The sequence below is a fragment of the Brevibacillus sp. NRS-1366 genome (genome assembly GCF_050467985.1).
Map to the genome: position 1 here is coordinate 151,815 of NZ_JBITPN010000002.1, position 21,466 is coordinate 173,280.

Genomic DNA, 21,466 nt, shown 5'->3' on the forward strand with positions numbered 1-21,466 from the left:
CTATGACCCCAGATGACAAGTCTGAGATGCTCTCCTTTCTGGGCATCGAGAGCGTGGATGAACTATTTGCGGACATTCCCGAAGACGTGCGCTTCAAAGGAAGCCTGCAAATCCCGCCGGCACTGTCCGAGCCGGATACAGTCAGGCATTTCAGCAACCTGGCAAAAAGCAATGTGGACAGCAGCGAGTACGCCTATTTTCTCGGTGCGGGCATTTACGACCACTACATCCCAAGCACGGTCAATCATGTGATTTCGCGCTCGGAGTTTTATACCGCTTATACGCCATACCAGCCGGAGATCAGCCAGGGAGAGCTGCAGGCGATTTTTGAATTCCAGACGATGATCTGCGAGTTGACGGGCATGGAGGTCGCCAACTCCTCGATGTACGACGGTCCTACAGCATTGGCAGAGGCAGCGAACCTGGCTGTCGGCGGTGCGGCAGGCAAAAACGTGGTTGTTTCCAAAGCAGTTCATCCGCAAGCACGCGAAATTCTGCTGGTGAATGCCAAGGGTCAAGGCTACGAGGTCATTGAGGTGGACTGCAAAGGCGGCGTGACCGATCTGGCCGTGCTGGAGTCGGCAGTGAATGAGCAGACAGCGGCAGTCATGGTCCAATACCCCAATTTCTTCGGGGCTGTTGAGGATTTGGCCTCGATTGAAAAAATCGCCCATAAGCATAAAGGCTTGTTTGTGGTCAGTGCAAATCCGCTCGCTTTGGGCGTTCTGCAACCGCCTGGTGCATACGATGCAGATATCGTAGTCGGAGAGGCACAGCCATTTGGTATCCCGATGCAGCTTGGCGGCCCGTCCTGCGGATATTTTGCCGTTGGGGAAAAGCTCATGCGCAAAATTCCTGGACGTATCGTCGGACAAACGACAGACCAAGAGGGCAGAAGAGGGTTCGTACTCACGCTGCAGGCACGCGAACAGCATATTCGCCGGGAAAAGGCGACATCCAACATCTGTTCCAACCAAGCCCTCAATGCTTTGGCTGCATCTGTAGCGATGACGGCTCTGGGCAAGCAAGGTGTACAGGAAATGGCGAGATTAAATGTGCAGAAAACACAGTATGCGATCAGGGAAGTCGCCAAGCTGACGGGCTACAGCCTAATTCACCACAGTCCTGTATTCAATGAATTCGTCGTCAAAGTACCGAGATCCGTAGCAGAAATAAATCGCGGGCTGCTGGGGAAAAAAATCGTCGGTGGATACGATTTGGGACGTGACTATCCTGAACTCGCGGGCCATATGCTGCTCGCTGTCACCGAAGCGCGCACAAAAGAAGAAATTGATGCACTTGTACAAGGATTGGAGGAGATCGGCCGTGGCTAACAATAAGGATAAAGACCTTATTTTTGAAATGAGCAGAAAAGGTCGGGTCGCGTACAGCTTATCCGCGTGTGATGTTCCAGAGGTCGAGCTGGACTCGGTTTTTCCCGTCCAATACCTGCGTCAAACGTCAGCAGAGCTGCCTGAGGTATCCGAGCTTGATCTGATGCGTCACTACACCGAGCTGTCCAATCGCAACCATGGCATCGACTCCGGGTTTTATCCACTTGGTTCCTGCACGATGAAATACAATCCGAAGATCAACGAGGATGTGGCCAGATATGCCGGTTTTGCCAAAATCCATCCCTATCAGGCAGAAGAAACGATCCAAGGCGCACTGCAGGTTCTCTATGATTTGCAGATAGAGCTGGCTGAAATTACAGGCATGGATGAAGTGAGCCTGCAGCCTGCGGCAGGGGCCCAGGGCGAGTGGACAGCGTTGATGATGATTCGCGCCTACCATGAAAGTCGTGGTGAAAAACGGACCAAAGTAATCGTTCCAGATACAGCGCATGGAACGAACCCTGCAAGCGCATCTGTTGCCGGGTTGGAGACTGTCACCATTTCCTCTGACGAGCATGGAAACGTCAATCTGGATGAGCTGCGCAAAGCGGTTGGCCCAGACACCGCAGCCTTGATGCTGACGAATCCAAGCACGCTGGGCTTGTTTGAAGAAAATATCAGGGAAATCGCCGATATCGTCCACCAGGCGGGCGGTATGCTCTACTACGACGGAGCCAATACAAACGCGATTTTGGGAATTGCACGACCAGGAGACATGGGCTTTGACGTCGTTCACCTGAATTTGCACAAAACCTTTACAGGTCCTCACGGCGGGGGCGGTCCGGGTGCAGGTCCGATAGGCTGCAAAAAAGAGCTGGTGCCATTCCTTCCGCGTCCACAAGTGGTAAAGGAAGGCGAGACGTATCGCCTCAATTACGATATTCCGCAATCCATCGGACGAGTAAAAGCGTTTTATGGCAACTTTGGGATTTTGCTTCGCTCGTTTGTCTACATTCGTTCGAACGGCCCAGAAGGACTCTTGCGTGTATCTGAAGAGGCGGTGCTTAATGCCAACTACATGATGCGCAAGCTGGCGCCGTACTATGATCTCGCCTATGACCGCGTCTGCAAGCATGAATTCGTCCTGTCCGGCCGTCGTCAAAAGAAGCTGGGCGTTCGTACGCTGGATATTGCCAAGCGCTTGCTTGATTTTGGCTATCATCCGCCAACAATCTACTTCCCGCTCATTGTCGACGAGTGCATGATGATCGAGCCGACGGAGACCGAATCCAAAGAAACACTCGATAAATTTATCGACGTGATGATTGAGATCGCCAAGGAGGTAGAGGAAAATCCGACGATCGTCCAGGAAGCTCCTCACAGCACCATCGTCTCTCGCCTGGATGAGGTAACGGCAGCCCGCAAGCCGATCCTGCGCTATCGCAAGCAGGCCCTTGAGAAGACTCTGCCTGGGGAAGAAAGGAGCAAAGTGGATGAGGGTGTCAACGTCTGAGCGAAAGCCTGACTGGCTCAAGATCAAGCTGCATACGAACGACCAGATGAAAGAGCTAAAAGCCATCATGCGCGGCAGCGAGCTGCACACCGTTTGCGAGGAAGCCAAGTGCCCGAACATCTACGAATGCTGGAGCAATCGGACAGCGACGTTCATGATTTTGGGAAGCATCTGCACGCGGGCATGCCGCTTTTGTGCCGTGAATACGGGCTTGCCGACCGAGCTGGACAGGGAAGAGCCGGAAAAGGTAGCCAAAGCGACAGCCCAGATGGGGCTTAGGCATGTAGTTGTTACTTCCGTCGCGCGCGATGACTTGAAAGATGGCGGCGCCTCCATTTTTGCGGAAACGATCCAGGCCATTCGCGCGCGCAATCCACTCACGGGAATAGAGGTTTTGATTCCGGATTTTAATGGCTCTGAGGACTCGCTTTCTGTCGTTTTGGAGGCGAAGCCGGATATTTTGAATCACAACATCGAGACCGTCGAACGGCTGTCGGATCGCGTGCGGGCACGAGCCAAGTACCAGCGCTCACTGACCCTGTTACAAAATGCGAAGAAGCTTTGTGATGGGCAGATGACAAAGTCGAGCATCATGCTGGGTCTGAGTGAAACGATGGATGAGATCGTGCAAACGATGCGTGACCTGCGAGAAGTGCAGTGCAATATTCTCACAGTTGGTCAGTATTTGCAGCCTACCAAAAAGCACCTGCCTGTCATGAAGTACTACACGCCACAAGAGTTTCTGGCCATCAAGGAAATCGGCGTAGAGATGGGATTTGACCATGTAGAATCTGGTCCGCTCGTTCGCAGCTCGTATCATGCGCACGAACAAGTCACCAAAGCAAAGATGGCACGATAAACCGAAGACTACACAAATCATGGAAAGATCTCCCGTGCCTGGACGAAAGCAGGCAGCGGGAGCTTCCTGTTTGTAAGCGGAAATGAAAAACGGAGGAACGAGAATGGATCACAACATGACGAGAAATGAAAACAGAGCGGTACTTTTGATCTCCTGCCCGGAGCGACTCGGGATCATCTCAGCCGTATCCAACCTTTTGTTTGGCTATAAAGCGAATATCGTGCAGTTCGATCAGCATACAACGGATTCGCGCGACGGCATGTTTTTCATGCGTATTTTGTTTGATCTGGACGCGCTCCCTGAGTCTTACCCCAAATTGGAGCAGGATCTGTCCGTCATGGCACAGGAGTACCCGATGGAGTGGCGCCTCAGCAAAGAGAGCCAGACGAAGCGAATGGCGATTTTTGTTTCCAAAATGGATCATTGCCTGGTCGAGCTGTTATGGCGTTGGAAGTCCAAAGAAATTCTCATGGACATCCCGATGGTGATCAGCAATCATCCTGACACCAAAGAAACGGTGGAAGCGTACGGGATTCCTTTTTACCACATCCCCATGTCTACACAGAGCAAGGAAGAGTCAGAGCGAGCGGCTCTGGAGCTATTGCAGGATCAAGTTGACTTCATCGTGCTGGCAAGATACATGCAGATTCTCTCCCCGCGTTTTATCGCGAAATTCCCGAATCAAATCATCAACATCCACCATTCCTTCTTGCCGGCATTCATCGGCGCCAATCCGTACCAACGGGCATTCACGCGCGGCGTCAAGCTGATCGGAGCTACGGCACACTACGTGACCAACGATCTCGATGAAGGACCAATCATCGAGCAAGACGTCATTCGCGTCAACCATCGCCAAAACGAAACAGATCTAAAAGTCGCCGGCCGCCACGTAGAACGAAACGTCCTCGCCCAAGCCATCTCCTGGCATGTAGAAGACAAAGTCATCGTCTACGGAAATAAAACGATCGTGTTTGCGTAAGAGGTCGACGATATAAGGGAACTAATGAATCATAGCTGACGCCTTTGTGAATTCGGGCGTCAGCTATTGTTTTAAATGCTGAAGCTAACATTTTCCGTTAGCACAGTGATTTCAGATCTATAATTTGCTCGATATGCCGCTGCTCGTGTAAATACAACAGTTCAACCCATTGATCTAGTGGCAAACAGCCAAAAATCGGATGCTTTGCTGCTATTACCTTCAAAACGGACTTGTCATCGATCTGGCCGAGGATATCCATGAATTTGTTTCGTGAATCGTTTAATAATTGAGTGATTTGCAGAACTTGAAAAGGTTCGGAACTTGGTTCAGAAATCTTGGGTGCTTGAATTTTATTGGACCGATCTGACACAAAGTGAACCGGCATGTGTTCTGCTTCCGGTGGATTCTTTTGCTCAAGCCCGACCATAATTGCTTTTGTGAACAGCTTTTCCGAAATAACCAAATGATGACAAACCTGAGCGATACTCCATTTATTCAGCTCCACTCGTCGATTGAATTCATCAAAACCTACAGAAGAAATCTCATGTAACAGCTGCTCTCTGGTATTACCTAAATTCTCTTCCCATTTATCCATACGCTTCTCCTTTCCATTCCATTTGTTTGCTTTTCTTGTGATGCTCGACGCTTTAAAGAGTACGATTACCTCATTATACCATGTGCCAGTTTCACTGATGATTTGCTTACCACAATGTACTCAGACTAGGCAAACTAGTCTTTTTTGACTATTCTATAATCAATAATGACTAGGTGGTGTGAGCGATGGAAATCAAGCATGACGTGCTACTCCGAACGATCATTCAGTACTCCTTTGACGAAATATTTGTCATTGATACAAAAGGAGACGTCATTTTTGTCAGCCCGACCTGCAAAGAAATGTTTGGGATTCCTGTGGAGGAGATGGTCAAGCAAAACGTCTACGATCTGGAGGAAAGAGGAGTCTTCTCTCCATCGGTCACCGTAAAGGTACTGCAAACGAGAAATAAAGAAACCGTCATTCAAGATACCCGAACAGGACGAAAAAATATCACTTCGGCGTATCCCATATTCGACAATCAGGGAGAGTTTTTGGGGGCAGTCAGCTTTTCCAGGGACATCACCGAGCTTGAATACTTGAAAAAGCGCGATGACGAGGTCGCGAGGACGATGCTGTATTACCAAAAGGAGTTGGTGCAAAGAAAACATGGCAGCACAGCTTCCACTTCTGTACGAACAGGCAAAATGGAAAAGGTGTATGACGTCGTCTCCAAGGTTGCTGGCCTGGACGTGACCGTTTTGCTCATCGGAGAATCTGGAGTGGGGAAAAACCATCTGGCGCAGACGATCCACGAAATGTCGAAGAGAAGGGAGAATCCTTTTGTCGAGGTCAACTGCGGGGCGATCCCGGAAACCTTGATGGAATCCGAGCTGTTCGGCTATGAGGAAGGCGCGTTTACCGGGGCGAAAAAAGGCGGCAGGAGGGGATACTTCGAAGCAGCAGAGGGCGGGACGATTTTTTTGGACGAGATTGCCGAGCTGCCACTCCATTTACAGGTAAAGCTCTTGTCCGTGCTGCAAAACCAGACGATAACGCGCGTGGGCGGCAATCAGAAAATCGAATTGAAATGCAGGATCATTTGCGCGACGAATCAGAACTTGGAGCGGCTGATTGAAGAAAAGAAGTTCCGGGAGGATTTGTACTACCGAATTAATGTGATCAAAATCGAGATTCCTCCGATCAGGGAGCGGCGCGAAGAGATGGTCTCGCTGATTTATGACATTACCGAGGAGATCAATCAAAAATACAAAATGAACAAGCAGTTTTCGACCGCGATGGTGACGTGGCTGAGCCAGCAGGATTGGCCGGGGAATGTGCGAGAGCTGCGGCATTTCATCGAAAAAACGATTATTACGTCGAATGACCAATTTATCGAGTGGGACGAGGAGCTGACGGGACACAAGCAGTCAGTAAATAGCGATCGCGAGCTCACGTTGGATGGGTATATGGAAATGCTCGAAAAGGATTTTATCCTGCGTATGTACGGGAAATATCCGAGCAGCGTCAAGCTCGCGGAGAAATTGGGGATTAGCCAGTCAACTGCAAACAGGAAGATCAGAAAGTATCTCGGTCAGGGGCTAGTCAAAAATGACTAGAAAAGCTGGCGGATGAAATCACACATTCTGCGAAGCACCGGGGAAAACCTTGCTATAGCAGGAATCGACAATTTTTTCGTCTGGGCGCGCGCAGTTTGGCACCGGATTTGCTAGTAACAAATAGTGAAAAGCGAGGTGCAAGAGAAAGGGGATAGACAAAGGGGAAAAGGAGCTTTGGATAGGAGTCAGCAGCTAAAAGAATGGTCATTCCACATACGAGGAGGATTAACAATGCTGGATAGAAGCGAAAAACAAGTACTAAATCTGCCTTACACAGGGATCTGCTCATTTGGAAAGTACCCTATTTGCACGGATCTCGATCAGTTGGAAGCGGATGTAGCCATTATCGGTGTGCCGTACGATATGGGGGCGCAATGGAAATCCGGAGCGAGAATGGGGCCGAGGGGGTTACGGGAAGGATCGACGCTTTACAGCTTTGGCTTGGATGGAGCCTACGATATCGAGCGGGACGAAATGTATCTGGGGTCGAATTGGCGGATTGTAGACTGCGGCGATGTGGATATGGTGCATGGTGATTTGTTACAATCTTTCGAAAATACTGAAGTAGCGATCCGTAAAATTGTCGATAAAGGAGCCATGCCGATCGTTTTGGGAGGGGATCACTCCATTACGATCCCTGTTGGTAAAGCGTTGGATTCGGTCGGACCCTTCCATGTAATTCAAATTGATGCGCACATGGATTGGGCGGATCATCGCTCGGGTCAACGTTTTGGACATGGCAGCTGCATTCGTCGTCTTTCTGAAATGGACCATGTACAGCAGATTTTCCAATTTGGAATCCGCGGAATCAGCAGCAGTAAGAAAGAAGATATTGACGCTGCGAAAGATTATGGAAGCGTTATCATGTCGCCTCGTCAAATGAGGAAAGCAGGACTTACGGCTGTTCTGGATCAAATTCCAGCAGGGGAACGGTATTTCGTCACGATTGATATTGACGGATTGGATCCTTCGATTGCGCCGGGTACGGGTACACCGTCACCAGGCGGTCTCAGCTATGACGAGGTGAATGAGCTGCTGGAAGGAATCGCAAAGCGCGGTCAAGTCATCGGATTTGATTTGACTGAGGTGTCGCCGCCTTATGATATGACGGGGATCACAAGTCAGGTTGGCGCGCGGGTCATCCTCGATTTTGTCAGCTTCATTTTAAAAGAGAGAGAAAGAAAGTAGTTTGCGAGGGCAGCATCGTGGTTACGGGAGGCAGAAGAATTTTCTGCCTTCTACCTAGAATGAAAAAGATGGGGGGAGCTCGCATGAAAGTAGAGACGAGGAGTATTGAGTTTGTTCCTGTGGATGAGCGGCATGGCAAAGCCCGAGATCTGTTTCCTGTATGGTTCGGAGCGCAAATGCACATTACGACGCTAGTTACAGGTGCACTATGCATCAGCTTTGGACTGAATCTATTCTGGAGTGTAGTCGCTATTGTGGTGGGGAATCTGCTTGGCGCTTTATTCATGGCTTCGCACTCGGCACAGGGACCGAAGCTAGGAATCCCGCAGATGATCCAGAGCCGCGCGCAGTTTGGAGTGATCGGCGCAATCATTCCGCTGTTGATCGTCATCTTCATGTACCTCGGTTTTTTTGCCAGCAGCGGTTTGTTTGGGGCACAAACCCTTGCGAGTGCATTCAATCTAGACCTTACGTGGAGTATCATCCTGTTGAATGGTGTCACGTTTCTCATCACCTTGTATGGGCATGACATTATCCATAAAATGCAAAAATATTTATCATGGCTGTTCTTCATCGTGTTCCTGATTGCTACTATTATGGTCTTTCAATTGCCACTGCCAGCCGGAAGCTGGTCTCCCGGCAGCCTCAATCTCTCCGCTTTTATGCTCTCGGTTGCTGTCGTTGCTACTTGGCAATTATCCTTTGCACCATATGTTGCCGATTATTCCCGCTATTTGCCTGTCAAGACGTCCATGGCGAAGACATTCTGGTATACGTATGCAGGTTCCGTTTCCGGTACGATTTGGATGATGGGCCTTGGGGTTATATTAACCGTTGCGATTCCCGGATACCTCGATCAGGCAGGTGCCAATTTTGCCAAGATGTTCGGCAGCCTGGCTCTTTTCATGTACCTCGTGCTGGTGGCAGGTCAGCTCTCCATCAACGTATTCAATCTCTATGGAGCCTTCATGTCTCTAACTACAACGATTGAACCATTTTTCCAGTTAAAAGTGACAGCTAAAGTGCGTTTCACACTGATGCTTCTGGTGACGGTGATCGGTACCGCTATCGAGATCGGAGGTCAAGGCAACTTCCTCAAGCTGTTCGTCAATTTCATCTTGTTCATTAGCTACTTCCTGATTCCTTGGACCGCCATCAATCTAGTCGATTACTACCTTTTGCGTAGAGGCGAATACAGCGTGAAGGACATTTTTGATCGAAACGGAAAATACGGGGCAGTCAACTGGATCACAGCCATGGCGTATACCGTCTCCGTCATTGTAGAAATCCCGTTCATCAACACATCCTTTTACGTAGGACCGGTCGCCGCAGCCTTGGACGGCGCAGATATCGCCTGGATATTAGGATTGATCGTCCCGTCCGTCCTCTACTACTACCCAATGAAACGCAAAATCAAAAGAGAACAACAAGCGCAGCAGCAACAGCCAGCGCAATCAGTCCAAGAACCCGGTTTTGATGATGCAATCGCAAAATAGTTTGCAGCAGCCTCCGCCGACGAAGCGAGGCTTTTTTTTCTCCCTTCATACAATAGTTTCCGCACCAAAATATTGACAATTACATTTATTCAAAATATTATGTAATTAAGTAATTTTGGATCCAATATACAGGATTCTAAAATTGTAGTTTTAGCACTTCTTCCATAACGGGCATGGAGGTGGTCGTTTTAAGAGCTGGACAGGTATAGCTGAAAGGCAAGGAAATTACAATAAGGAGCTGAACGGTAATGTCAAAACCCAAACTGTTTGTACTTGACACCGGCAGAATGCGCATGGACAAAGGCTTTATGGTTGCGATGAACAATCCTGCATCTGTACTCAATCCGAATCCTCCTGCTGAATTTATCGAATTTCCCGTATACGCTGTCTTGATCGACCATCCTGCTGGGAAAATCCTCTTTGACACAGGCTGCAATCCTGAAGGCATGGGGGACAATGGTCGCTGGCCACAAGGCGTACAGCAGCTATTTCCACTGGCTATGTCAGAGGAATGTTATTTAATCAACCGGTTGGCGCAACTGCGCGTGCGACCTGAAGATATCAAATACGTGGTAGCTTCTCACTTGCATCTCGATCATGCGGGCTGCTTGGAAATGTTTACGAACGCCACGATTATTGTGCATGAGACAGAATTGGCGAACACGATGAAAACGTACGCCATCAACAAGGATATGGGTGCATACGTCTGGGCGGATATCGATGCCTGGATCAAGACAGGTTTGAATTGGCGCGCAATCCGTCCAAAAGACGAGGAAGTGCAGCTAGCCGACGGGGTCAAAATACTCAACTTCGGGGCAGGTCATGCGTGGGGGATGCTAGGGCTACACGTCGAGCTGCCTGGAGCTGGCGGAATTGTTTTGGCCTCCGACGCTGTCTATTCTGCGGAAAACTATGGTCCGCCAATTAAGCCACCAGGTATTATTTATGACTCGGTCGGTTTTGTCAGTACCGTTGAACGAATCAAAGAATATGCAGAACGTACCAACTCCCAGGTGTGGTTTGGACACGACCCTGAACAGTTCAAATCGTTCATCAAATCCACAGAAGGATTCTACGAATAATAAAAGCCTGATTGGAGGGACGGGACATGAAAGGAAAAGTAGCGGTCATGAGCGAGCCTGGCAAATTGTCGTTTGCGGAGTACCGATTGCCGGAACCAGGACCTGGAGCGATTTTGGTCAAAGTAGTCCGAACCAATGTATGCGGCTCTGAGTTACATATTTGGCTCGGTCATCATCCGACGAAAAAGTCGGGAGTTCTCGGACATGAGATGGTTGGCGAAATCGCTGTTCTAGGGGAGGGCGTAACTACCGACTATGCGGGAAATCCAGTAAAAGTCGGGGATCGGGTGGCCGCAGCTTACTTTATTACGTGCCGCAAGTGTGCCCCTTGCCAGCAAGGTCAAATGAACTTATGTGAAAACGCTTATACACACTGGGTCAAAGACCCGGAGGAAGCTCCTCATTTCCACGGTTCGTTTGGCACGCATTACTATCTGCCGCCTGATCAGTATTTTTACAAGGTTCCAGAAAATGTGCCCGATTCCGCTGCAGCGAGTGCGAACTGCGCCCTTTCCCAGGTCTATTTCGGCATTGATAAAACAGGTGTGCGCTTTGGAGATACGGTGGTTGTCCAAGGTGCAGGCGGACTCGGGCTGAATGCATGCGCGGTAGCCAAAGAATACGGAGCTACTGTTATCTGCATTGATGGCATCACGAGTCGGCTGGAAAAAGCGAAGCAGTTCGGTGCCGATCATGTGATTCATATGGGCGAATACGACACGATGGAAAAGCGCGCCAAGGCGGTGAAAGAATTGACAGGCAGCAAAGGCGCAGACGTGTGCATGGAGCTTACTGGGGTACCTGCTGCTCTCAATGAGGGAGTCAACCTGCTGCGCTACGGGGGGAAATACATTAGCATCGGAAATATTTCTCCTGGTCAAATGGCCTCGTTTGATCCCGGGCTGATGACGAGAAAGTCGCTGACGATCTACTCCTACATGCGTTACGAGCCGTGGTATTTGAACAAGGCGCTCCATTTCATCTCAAACACGATATCTAAGTATCCGTTTGACGAAATGCTCGATGCGGAATTCGATCTGGAAGAAGTTGACATTGCGCTCGACAAGTCATCGACCAGAGAGATTACACGCGCGTCGATCATCGCCAACCGATAAACAGACGCTGGCGAATGGGCATTTTCAAGGAAGGAGATGAGAAACAGATGGATCGTTTGCGAATGTACATTGGCGGCGCATGGACGGACAGCTCCTCCAATGAAGTGATTACGACGATTAACCCAGCGACCATAGAAGCGCTGGCAACGTTTCCGCGCGGGAATAAGGATGATGTCGACCGGGCTGTCAAAGCAGCGCGGGCTGCTTTTGAATCCAAGGAATGGCGAGAAATTTTGCCTGCCGAAAGAGGGCGGTTGCTGCTTCGTCTGTGCCAGCTGATTCGTCAGCAAAAGGATGAGCTCGCTCATTTGGAGACGCTCGATACCGGAAAGCCGCTATCCCAAGCACAGGCGGATGTAGAAGTGGCAGCACGATATTGCGAGTACTACGCAGGGGTAGCGGATAAGATTTTGGGAGAGACGATTCCTATTCGCGCAGATATCTTAAATTACACCCTGCGTGAGCCGTTGGGGGTCACAGCGCATATCGTTCCTTGGAATTACCCGATTCAGATTGCAGTTCGAAGCCTCGCTCCTGCCGTTGCAGCGGGAAATACGGTAGTCATGAAGCCTGCCGAGGATACGCCGATGACAGCTTTGCGCATCGCCGAGTTGTGTGAGCGGGCTGGGTTCCCGCCAGGCGTGGTCAATATCGTCACTGGGTACGGAGCTGAAGCGGGCGCTGCATTAGCATCACATCCAGACATTGATCACATTACTTTTACTGGTTCTGTGGAGACAGGCAAGACGATTATGAAGACTGCGGCTGCACAGATCAAGCCAGTGACACTGGAACTCGGGGGCAAGTCACCGAATATTGTGTTTGCTGATGCGGATTTAGACGAGGCTGCCCACTGGGTCGTACGCTCGATCACACAAAACGCGGGCCAAACATGCTCGGCTGGCTCTCGCTTGCTGGTCGAAGAGTCGATTCGTGAAGAGTTCGTGGAAAAAGTAACAGCGCTGATGGCTGGTCTGCGCATCGGGCCTGGTCTGGACAATGCCGACTTGGGACCGATTATTTCGGAGAAGCAATTAGAGCGAATTGAGTCTTACATGCAGGTGGCTGCGGCAGAAGGAGCGACGATACGGACGGGAGGTCGCAGACATGCCGAGGCAGGAGACGGATTCTTTTTTCAACCGACCGTCATTGATGGCATTGCGGCTGAGGGGAGATTGGCGCAGGAGGAGATATTTGGACCTGTACTCGTTGTCCTGCCGTTTACGACCACAGAGGAAGCGCTCGCCATAGCCAATGGGACGGAGTATGGACTCGTGACGGGAATTTGGACCTCCAATATTCATAAAGCGCATTGGCTAGCGAGCCGGGTTAAGTCAGGGCAGGTATTCATCAATAACTACGGGGCAGGCGGGGGCGTGGAGATGACTTTTGGCGGATATCGCAAAAGCGGATTTGGACGCGAAAAGGGCTTGGAAGCGCTAAAATTCTATACTCAAGTGAAAAATGTGGCAGTCAAAGTAAATGGATAAAACGAGCAAGCCCCTCGTTGGAAAGCGGGGGGTTTTTGCCCCGAAAGTACTGGATCCAATATACAATATTCGCTTATGAATCTACTAAAGAGGTGTTGTCGATGCGTCCATTGGATGGGATCACGGTAGTTGCCTTGGAACAGGCAGTAGCTGCTCCATTTGCAACTCGTCAATTAGCAGAGCTTGGTGCTCGCGTGATCAAAATCGAAAGACCAGGCGTTGGTGATTTTGCCCGTGATTACGACAAGACGGTGAAAGGTATGTCCAGCCATTTTGTCTGGTGCAATCATTCCAAACAATCACTGACCCTCAATATAAAGGAACCAGCAGCCAAAAATATTCTGGACCAGCTACTTTCCACAGCCGATGTCTTTATCCAGAATTTTGGGCCGGGAGCGATCGATCGTCTGGGCTTCGGCATCGAGGTGTTAAAAGAAAAATACCCGCAGCTCATCATTTGCAGCATTTCCGGCTATGGGGAAAATGGCCCCTACCGAGAGAAAAAAGCATATGACCTGTTGGTGCAATGCGAGGCCGGACTTGTCTCTGTAACTGGGTCCGAGGAGGTGCCGTCCAAGGTAGGGATTTCCGTAGCAGATATTGCTACAGGCATGTACGCCTATTCTGGCATCCTGACGGCGCTGTTGACCCGCAGCCAAACAGGCAAAGGCTGTGTGCTGGAGATTTCCATGCTGGAGGCGCTTGGTGAGTGGATGGGCTTCCCGCTGTACTACACCAATTACAGTGGGACTGAGCCCAAACGAAATGGCGCCAGCCATGCGACGATCTATCCTTATGGACCTTTTGCAGCAGGGAATGGCAAAACCGTATTCCTCGCTATCCAAAATGATCGGGAGTGGGAGCAGTTTTGCAAAGTCGTTTTGCGTCAGCCAGATCTTCTACAAGACGCTAGGTTTGTCACCAATTCGAGCCGGGTGCTCCATCGCGGGGAGCTGCAGCGATTGATTGACGGCGCTTTTATGCAATTAACAGCAAATGAAGTGATTGACCGGCTGGAGGCGGCCAAAATTGCCAATGCCCGATTAAATACCGTACAGGAATTGTGGAATCATCCGCAGCTTCAGGCGCGAAATCGCTGGAGACAGGTAGATTCGCCTGTAGGTCCGCTGAAAGCCTTGCTGCCACCTGTCACGATGGAAGGTATGGAGCCGTATATGGGGCCGATCCCTGCACTGGGACAGCATAGCGAGCAAATTCTTGCCGAGTGCGGGTTTGATCAGAACACGATTCGCAAGTGGCAGGAGGCAGGCGTGGTGTAACCAAATAGAGGGAAAGAGGGGACAGAGGCGAATGAGGCTGACACGTACGTGGATGTTCGTTCCCGGGTCTGATGAGAAAAAAATCGCCAAAGCCGCACGTTTGCCCGCTGATACGTTCATTTACGACTTAGAGGATGCCGTGGCTGTGGGGGAAAAAATCAGGGCTAGGCAAGTCGTCAAGCAAGCGCTGCTCGATAATGTCAACAGTCAGGCTGGCCGCTACGTGCGCGTCAATGCGGTGGAGACACCCTGGTTTGAAGCAGACGTCCAAGAGGTTTTGTCTGCGAATCCAACAGGCATTGTCTTGCCAAAAGCGGACGGAAAAGAAGCCATCGAGCGGGTGACAGCTCTGCTGGAGCGAAGCCTGATTGAAAATCCTGAGGCAAAAGACGCAGTCCAAGAAGTGGAGATCGTTCCGCTGATCGAGAGCGCCCGTGGTCTTTATCACGCCTATGAAATCGCATGTGCCTGCAAACGGATCAAACGCCTGATGTTTGGCGCTATTGATTTTGCTCTCGACATTTCGGCGCAAATCACAAAGGGAGAAGAGGAATTGCTGTACGCCCGATCCCAGTTGGTTGTCGCTTCGAGAGCGGCTGGCATCGAGGCTCCCATCGATTCGGTCTATCCCGACTTTTCCGATTTGGCGGGCTTGATTAGACAGACGCAGCGTGCAAGGCAGCTAGGCTTTGCAGGCAAGCTGGTCATTCATCCCATCCAGCTTGCTGCGGTTCAAGACGTATTTACACCAACGTCGGAAGAACTGGCCGAAGCGAGCGGGATTGTAACGGCGTTTTCACAGGGCCTGGCACAAGGGATGGGCAGCGTGCAGGTAAGTGGAAAAATGGTGGATTATCCCGTATATGAGCGGGCCAAAAGAATGCTTGAGCAAAATCAGGTGAGGCAAGCAAGTGGCAAGGAGGACGATCTATGAGCGTGAGTAAGGAGTTCGCCCGCTATATCCTGAACGTGCATTTCGAGAATCTCCCTCAAGAAGTGATCGGAGCAGCGAAACGATGCGTGCTCGATTGGCTAGGGTCTGCCATAGCCGGGGCAAATCAGTCACCCATTCAAATCATTCGTCAGGTGGCCGAGGAAATGGGGGGAGCAGCACAAGCGACAAAGGTCACAGGCGGACAGTCATCGGTGGCTCTCGCAGCCTTGGTCAACGGGGCGTCAAGCCATATCGTTGAGCTGGATGACATTCATAAAGCCTCCATTATTCATGCAGGAACGGTTGTGATTCCGGCAGCCTTGGCAATGGCCGAGTGGAAAGCAAGAAGCGGAAAGGAGCTCATAGAGGCAGTAGTGGCCGGATATGAAGTCTGTTATCGCGTCGGGGAGGCGGTATCTCCTTCTCATTACTATCATTGGCATAATACGGCTACTTGCGGTACGTTCGGGGCCGCCGCCGCCGCTGCAAAGCTGCTGGATCTTGGCGATGAGCAGATCGTCCATGCATTGGGCAACGCAGGGACACAAGCAGCAGGACTGTGGGAATTTATTGTCGATGGTTCGATGTCCAAGCAGCTTCACCCCGGGAAGGCTGCGATGAACGGCATCTTGGCAGCTCTTTTGGCGGAAAAGGGGTTTACAGGAGCGAGCAGAATTTTGGAAGGGGATCGTGGATTCATCAAAGCGATGTCTGCCGAGGACAAACCACACTGCCTAACAGAAGGACTGGGTGCGGTGTACAAGATCATGGAAAACTCGTTTAAAATTCATGCTTCTTGCCGGCATACGCATCACGCCATTGACTTGGTGCTGGAGTTGTCTGCACAGAACAGATTGCAACCGGTAGACGTGGAGAGCATACGGGTCAAAACGTATCAGGTTGCCTTGAATATAACGGATAATTCGAAGCCGGATTCTGTGTATGCAGCCAAATTCAGCCTGCAATTTTGCACGGCTCTGGCTTTGGTGAGAAAGAGGGCAGGACTCTCTGATTTTACAGAAGAGACGTTGTATGACTCCAAGATACGAGAACTGATGAAAAGAGTGGAGGTAGTGGTCGAGCCTGAAATAGACGCGCACTATCCGGAAACCTGGGGAGCAACCGTAGAAATTGTGAAAACGGACGGAAGCATCCTGCATAAGCATGCCGAGTATCCGAAGGGGGATCCCGAAAATCCGGTTAGTGAGAGCGAAATCGTAGCCAAATTCCGCTATTTGGCTGCTCATTTGCCACCAGAGACTGTAGAGCGTTTTGTCCGAACCGTAGGGGAGCTGGAGCATCTAGGGGATGTCAGGGAGTTCTTCCCTGCCGGCGAGGGGGCGAAATAGCTTGCGTACAGAAAAAGCGATCAGTCCTACTGTTTTGCATAGGCATTTTCTTTTATCTCGCCTGCACTCATTGGCTGGGATCGTGCCGCTCGGGGTCTTTTTGGTCGAACATTTTTATTCCAATGCCATTGCCATGCTGGGAGCCGCATTGTACGACAAGCAGGTGAAGGCGATTCAAAGCATTCCTTGGGTATGGGTGATTGAGATCCTCTTCATCATGCTTCCCTTGCTGTATCATGCGGGCTATGGAATTTATGTCGCCTTTCTTTCCAAGCATAATACGCAGACCTATGGCTACCAGCGCAACTGGCGTTTCCTGCTTCAGCGGATCAGCGGCATCGTGACGCTCGTTTTTGTGATCTATCATGTGTGGAGCTTTCGGATCAAGAGTGCATTATTTGGAGTGGACGTCTCCTTTGAGATGGTTTCATCCCATCTTTTGAATCCGTGGATTTTTGCGTTTTACGTGCTAGGAATTTTGTCCACTACCTTTCATTTTACGAATGGTTTATGGTCGGGATTAATCACGTGGGGAGTGACTACGGGACCTCGTTCCCAGGAGATATCGTCACGGGTGATGGCAGGCGTGTTCCTCGTGTTCACTGTCATCGGTGTAACGAGTCTGGCTGCGTTTGTGTAAAGGCGTGACCATCTGCAAAGGATGTGAAAATGGGTGAAGCATGAAGAGGTCATCGTAATTGGTGGAGGGCTGGCCGGGCTGATGGCTACGATTCAAATAGCGGAGGGGGGCGGCAAGGTCAAGCTGTTTTCAGTCGTTCCTGTGCGTCGTTCTCATTCGGTTTGTGCCCAAGGGGGGATCAATGGGGCGGTCAATACGAAGGGAGAGGGAGACTCTGCCTGGGAGCATTTTGACGATACGATTTACGGCGGTGACTTTTTGGCAGATCAGCCTCCGGTCAAAGCGATGTGTGAGGCAGCCCCCGAAATTATTTACTTGTTCGATCGGATGGGGGTTCAGTTTAACCGGACAGTGGAAGGAAAGATTGACTTTCGCCGGTTGGGGGGAGCCAAATATTCGCGGACGGCATTCGCGGGAGCGACGACGGGACAACAGCTTTTGTATGCGTTAGACGAGCAAGTAAGACGCTACGAGACAGAGGGCCTGGTGGAGAAGCTTGAATATTGGGAGTTCTTGTCCCTGATCTTGGATGATGAGCCTCGCTGCCGCGGGATTGTGGCACAGGATTTGAAAACGATGGAGATTCGCCATTTTCGCTCCAATGCTGTCATTTTGGCAACAGGGGGAATCGGCTACATTTTCCGCAAGAGCACCAATTCTGTCATCAATACAGGCAGCGCGCACAGCATCGCCTATCAGCAGGGGGTTCATTACGCGAATCCCGAGTTTATTCAAATCCATCCGACAGCAATACCAGGCGATGACAAGCTGCGCCTGATGTCAGAGTCAGCGCGCGGAGAAGGCGGAAGATTGTGGGTTTATCGAGACGGCAAGCCGTGGTATTTCCTGGAGGAAAAATATCCGGCCTATGGCAATCTGGTCCCGCGCGATATCGCTACACGCGAAATATTTCACGTCTGTGTCGACCTCAAGCTAGGGATCAACGGAGAAAATATGGTCTATCTTGATATTTCGCATCTACCACGCAAGCAACTGGATGAGAAGCTGGGTGGTATTCTCGAGATTTACGAGAAGTTCGTAGGCGAAGACCCGCGAAAAGTACCGATGCACATATTCCCTGCCATGCATTATTCGATGGGCGGGCTGGCTGTCGACTACAATCAGATGACTAATATCAAGGGAGTCTTCGCCTGTGGCGAATGCGATCACCAGTACCATGGAGCAAACCGACTGGGAGCCAATTCACTCGTCTCCGCCGTCTACGGGGGGATGGTGGCGGGACCAGAGGCACTACGTTACATTCGCGGCTTGCCTACCTCGGCTTTTGATCTATCGTCTGCCTTTTTCGAGTCCGAGACGCAAAAAGAAGAGGAGAGCTACGCCGCTTTGCTCCGAATGGATGGGGCGGAAAATCCGTACCTGCTTCACGTGGAAATGAGCGACTGGATGGTGGAAAACGTAACGGTCGTCCGGCATAATGATCGCTTGCGAAAAACGGATGAAAAGCTCCAGGAGCTATTGGAACGCTGGCAGCACATCGGTGTGGATGATAGGTCTGCCTGGAATAACAAGACGACGACATTCACCCGTCAACTGCGAAATATGCTGCAATTGGCGCGAGTCATCACATTGGGGGCCTTGGAGCGCAATGAGAGCAGAGGAGCGCATTACAAACCGGAATTTCCTGATCGCGATGACGAGAAGTGGCTCAAGACTACGGTCGCAACCCATGCGGAATCAGGACCGCAGTTCCACTACCCTGATGTGGATATTTCCTATATCAAACCACGCGAGCGCAGATATGACGTGGTGAAGGAAGCCGAAAAGAGTAACCTCGAAACGGCTGAGCAGCGGGAACGGGAGGGGCTGGCGACATGACCACGGGGATTCGGCTAAAGATCAAGCGGCAGGATGGGGCAGCAGAGGAGCCTTATTGGGAGGAATTTGAGGTACCTTACCGCAAAAACATGAATGTCATCTCTGCGTTGATGGAGGTTCAGCGCAACCCTGTGACGGTAGAAGGAAAGCAGGTCCGAGCCGTGGTTTGGGAGTACAACTGCTTGGAAGAAGTATGCGGGGCATGCAGCATGCGAATTAACGGAGTGGTGCGTCAAGCGTGTTCAGCCTTGGTAGATAGGCTACAGCAGCCGATTGTGCTTGAGCCGATGAGCACGTTTCCCACCCTGAAGGATTTGATCGTCAACCGTCAAATGATGTTTGCAGGACTGCAAAAAATCAAAGGCTGGATCGCCATAGACGGTACGTATCCGCTTGGAGCCGGACCACGGATTTCGCCAAACGAGCAGCAGGAGGCGTACCGGTATTCGACTTGTATGACGTGTGGCTGTTGTCTGGATGCTTGTCCCAACGTCAACGATCATTCGCCTTATTTAGGGCCGCAGGTGATGGCACAGGCGAAGTATTTCAATCTGCATCCGATTGGAAAAATGACGCAAAACGAACGGATGGAAGCGGTGACAAGTGACGAAGGCATCGCCAATTGCGGGAACTCGCAAAACTGTGTCCAGGTCTGTCCCAAGGAAATCCCGCTCACCACTGCGCTGGCAGATTTGAATCGACAGGCAAATCGCTTCGTCCTACGAAAGCTTTTGAAAGGATGACCTTAAGTGATGCGTGAAGTGACCTATCAGCAAATTGCAGAGGCTGTCAAAAAGCTGTGTATCGAAGCCAATGTAAAGCTCGGGACGGATGTTGTCCTTGCGCTGCAGGAAGCGAGGACAACAGAACATTCTGCCGTAGCTGAGGAAGTACTCGGACAGATCTTGCAAAATGCCGAGATCGCGGCAGAGGAGCGCGTGCCGATGTGCCAGGATACAGGCATGGCCGTCTTTTTCGTGGAGCTGGGGCAGGATTGCCGGATTGTTGGAGGCAGCTTGTACCAGGCAATCAATGAAGGAGTACGCAATGGATATCGGGAGGGCTATTTGCGCGCCTCGATTGTAGCGGATCCGCTTCAGCGAAAAAATACGGGTGACAACACGCCAGCGATTGTCCACGTCGAACTGGTCGAGGGAGATACATGCTCCATCCAGATGACAGCCAAAGGCTTTGGGAGTGAAAATATGAGCCGCTTGCAGATGATGGAGCCGTCAGACGGACTTGCGGCAATCAAGGCCTTTGTCATAGAAACCGTACGTCTCGCAGGTCCGAATGCCTGTCCGCCCGTCGTCGTGGGCGTAGGATTGGGAGGGAATTTTGAGATGTCCGCCTTGTTGGCAAAAAAGGCGCTGTTCCGCCCGATCGGCCAGCGAAGCATGCGAGCAGACGTGGCAGAGCTGGAGATGGAACTCATGGAGGAAATCAATTCACTGGGGCTCGGGCCGCAGGGAATGGGGGGACGAACGACTGCCCTTGATGTTCACATCGAGCTTTTTGCCACCCATATCGCAGGGATGCCAGTCGCGGTCAATATCAACTGCCACGCCAGCCGTCACAAGCATGTCGTGCTGTAGGAGGACAAGATGACAGTCAAACAGATCAAACTGCCATTGGAGCAAGCCCAGATCGATCGTTTGCGCGCAGGGGATCGAGTAGAACTGACGGGAACCATGTACACCGCAAGAGACGCTGCCCACAAAAGAATGGCCGAAGCACTGGCAGCTGGCCTTCCCTTGCCTATCGAGCTGCATGGTGAAACGATCTACTACGTAGGGCCCACTCCAGCCAAGCCAGGGCAAGTCATAGGCTCAGCAGGCCCCACCACCAGTGGAAGAATGGACCTCTATACACCGATGCTCCTGGCCAAAGGACTAAAGGGAATGATCGGGAAAGGAAAGAGGAACAGCCAAGTCAAACAAGGAATCGTCGATCACAAAGCCGTCTACTTTGCAGCCATCGGCGGAGCGGCAGCCTTAATTGCCCGAACCATTCGTCAAGCAGAAGTAGTCGCCTACGAAGACTTAGGGACAGAAGGGATCTATCGCCTGAAAGTAGAGCGCTTCCCCGTAATTGTTATTAATGACACGCACGGCGGTGATTTGTACCAGAATCCGGTCTGAATTCCCCCGGCGAACCGAGCTGCTGCTACGAGGAAAACGGAGAAAAAATCTGGAGCGTTTTCTCCGTTTTCCTCCC

The 21,466-nt window shown here is 51.0% G+C and carries 19 protein-coding genes; 18 read left to right on the forward strand and 1 reads right to left on the reverse strand.

Annotation, left to right across the window (positions count from 1 at the left end):
• The first annotated feature begins 2 nt into the window (after nucleotides 1–2).
• From gcvPA to purU, 4 genes are all read left to right on the forward strand, one after another.
• Entirely contained in the window at nucleotides 3–1,334 is a 1,332-nt protein-coding gene (gcvPA, locus tag ACIFQN_RS01455) for an aminomethyl-transferring glycine dehydrogenase subunit GcvPA (RefSeq protein WP_429831407.1), read from the forward strand.
• The gene (gene gcvPB / locus ACIFQN_RS01460) at nucleotides 1,294–2,847 is read left to right on the forward strand and encodes an aminomethyl-transferring glycine dehydrogenase subunit GcvPB (protein ID WP_429831236.1); all 1,554 of its coding nucleotides are present in this window, start codon (nucleotides 1,294–1,296) and stop codon (nucleotides 2,845–2,847) included. Before gcvPA ends, gcvPB begins: the two co-directional genes overlap by 41 nt.
• A complete protein-coding gene (lipA, locus tag ACIFQN_RS01465; protein ID WP_429831237.1) occupies nucleotides 2,828–3,706 on the forward strand; it encodes a lipoyl synthase in 879 nt (292 codons plus the stop codon). Before gcvPB ends, lipA begins: the two co-directional genes overlap by 20 nt.
• 103 nt (nucleotides 3,707–3,809) lie before the next feature.
• Nucleotides 3,810–4,685 carry a formyltetrahydrofolate deformylase gene (purU, locus tag ACIFQN_RS01470; protein ID WP_429831238.1) on the forward strand — a complete coding sequence of 292 codons (876 nt, stop codon included), beginning with the start codon at nucleotides 3,810–3,812 and terminating at the stop codon, nucleotides 4,683–4,685.
• 97 nt (nucleotides 4,686–4,782) lie between these two features.
• On the opposite strand, the gene ACIFQN_RS01475 is transcribed toward purU, so the two are convergent.
• Nucleotides 4,783–5,280 (reverse strand): DinB family protein, encoded by a 498-nt coding sequence (locus tag ACIFQN_RS01475; RefSeq protein WP_429831239.1) that lies wholly within the window; start codon nucleotides 5,278–5,280, stop codon nucleotides 4,783–4,785.
• Between the two features lie 185 nt (nucleotides 5,281–5,465).
• On the opposite strand from ACIFQN_RS01475, the gene ACIFQN_RS01480 reads away from it, so the two are divergent.
• The 14 genes from ACIFQN_RS01480 (at nucleotide 5,466) to ACIFQN_RS01545 (ending at nucleotide 21,390) form a co-directional block, all read left to right on the forward strand.
• Entirely contained in the window at nucleotides 5,466–6,836 is a 1,371-nt protein-coding gene (locus tag ACIFQN_RS01480) for a sigma-54 interaction domain-containing protein (RefSeq protein WP_429831240.1), read from the forward strand.
• Nucleotides 6,837–7,067: 231 nt separating this feature from the next.
• On the forward strand, nucleotides 7,068–8,024 hold the full coding sequence (gene speB, locus ACIFQN_RS01485) for an agmatinase (protein ID WP_429831241.1): 957 nt from the start codon (nucleotides 7,068–7,070) through the stop codon (nucleotides 8,022–8,024).
• 83 nt (nucleotides 8,025–8,107) lie between these two features.
• On the forward strand, nucleotides 8,108–9,520 hold the full coding sequence (locus ACIFQN_RS01490; protein ID WP_429831242.1) for a purine-cytosine permease family protein: 1,413 nt from the start codon (nucleotides 8,108–8,110) through the stop codon (nucleotides 9,518–9,520).
• Nucleotides 9,521–9,768: 248 nt separating this feature from the next.
• Nucleotides 9,769–10,602: an AhlS family quorum-quenching N-acyl homoserine lactonase gene (gene ahlS / locus ACIFQN_RS01495; protein ID WP_429831243.1), complete on the forward strand. Its 834-nt coding sequence runs from the start codon at nucleotides 9,769–9,771 to the stop codon at nucleotides 10,600–10,602.
• A 26-nt stretch (nucleotides 10,603–10,628) separates the two neighbouring features.
• Nucleotides 10,629–11,717 carry a zinc-binding dehydrogenase gene (locus ACIFQN_RS01500; protein WP_429831244.1) on the forward strand — a complete coding sequence of 363 codons (1,089 nt, stop codon included), beginning with the start codon at nucleotides 10,629–10,631 and terminating at the stop codon, nucleotides 11,715–11,717.
• A 47-nt stretch (nucleotides 11,718–11,764) separates the two neighbouring features.
• Nucleotides 11,765–13,207: an aldehyde dehydrogenase family protein gene (locus tag ACIFQN_RS01505; RefSeq protein ID WP_429831245.1), complete on the forward strand. Its 1,443-nt coding sequence runs from the start codon at nucleotides 11,765–11,767 to the stop codon at nucleotides 13,205–13,207.
• Nucleotides 13,208–13,308: 101 nt separating this feature from the next.
• The gene (locus ACIFQN_RS01510) at nucleotides 13,309–14,487 is read left to right on the forward strand and encodes a CaiB/BaiF CoA transferase family protein (RefSeq protein WP_429831246.1); all 1,179 of its coding nucleotides are present in this window, start codon (nucleotides 13,309–13,311) and stop codon (nucleotides 14,485–14,487) included.
• 31 nt (nucleotides 14,488–14,518) lie between these two features.
• Nucleotides 14,519–15,421: an HpcH/HpaI aldolase/citrate lyase family protein gene (locus tag ACIFQN_RS01515; RefSeq protein ID WP_429831247.1), complete on the forward strand. Its 903-nt coding sequence runs from the start codon at nucleotides 14,519–14,521 to the stop codon at nucleotides 15,419–15,421.
• Entirely contained in the window at nucleotides 15,418–16,770 is a 1,353-nt protein-coding gene (locus tag ACIFQN_RS01520) for an MmgE/PrpD family protein (protein WP_429831248.1), read from the forward strand. The genes ACIFQN_RS01515 and ACIFQN_RS01520 overlap by 4 nt, the downstream gene beginning before the upstream one ends.
• 1 nt (nucleotide 16,771) lies before the next feature.
• Complete coding sequence (locus tag ACIFQN_RS01525) at nucleotides 16,772–17,410, forward strand: succinate dehydrogenase cytochrome b558 subunit (RefSeq protein WP_429831249.1); 639 nt, start codon at nucleotides 16,772–16,774, stop codon at nucleotides 17,408–17,410.
• A 33-nt stretch (nucleotides 17,411–17,443) separates the two neighbouring features.
• A complete protein-coding gene (gene sdhA / locus ACIFQN_RS01530; protein WP_429831250.1) occupies nucleotides 17,444–19,249 on the forward strand; it encodes a succinate dehydrogenase flavoprotein subunit in 1,806 nt (601 codons plus the stop codon).
• Complete coding sequence (gene sdhB / locus ACIFQN_RS01535; RefSeq protein ID WP_429831251.1) at nucleotides 19,246–19,992, forward strand: succinate dehydrogenase iron-sulfur subunit; 747 nt, start codon at nucleotides 19,246–19,248, stop codon at nucleotides 19,990–19,992. The genes sdhA and sdhB overlap by 4 nt, the downstream gene beginning before the upstream one ends.
• Nucleotides 19,993–20,001: 9 nt before the next feature.
• Nucleotides 20,002–20,844: a fumarate hydratase gene (locus ACIFQN_RS01540; RefSeq protein WP_429831408.1), complete on the forward strand. Its 843-nt coding sequence runs from the start codon at nucleotides 20,002–20,004 to the stop codon at nucleotides 20,842–20,844.
• Between the two features lie 9 nt (nucleotides 20,845–20,853).
• Entirely contained in the window at nucleotides 20,854–21,390 is a 537-nt protein-coding gene (locus tag ACIFQN_RS01545) for a Fe-S-containing hydro-lyase (protein ID WP_429831252.1), read from the forward strand.
• Nucleotides 21,391–21,466 lie beyond the last annotated feature (76 nt).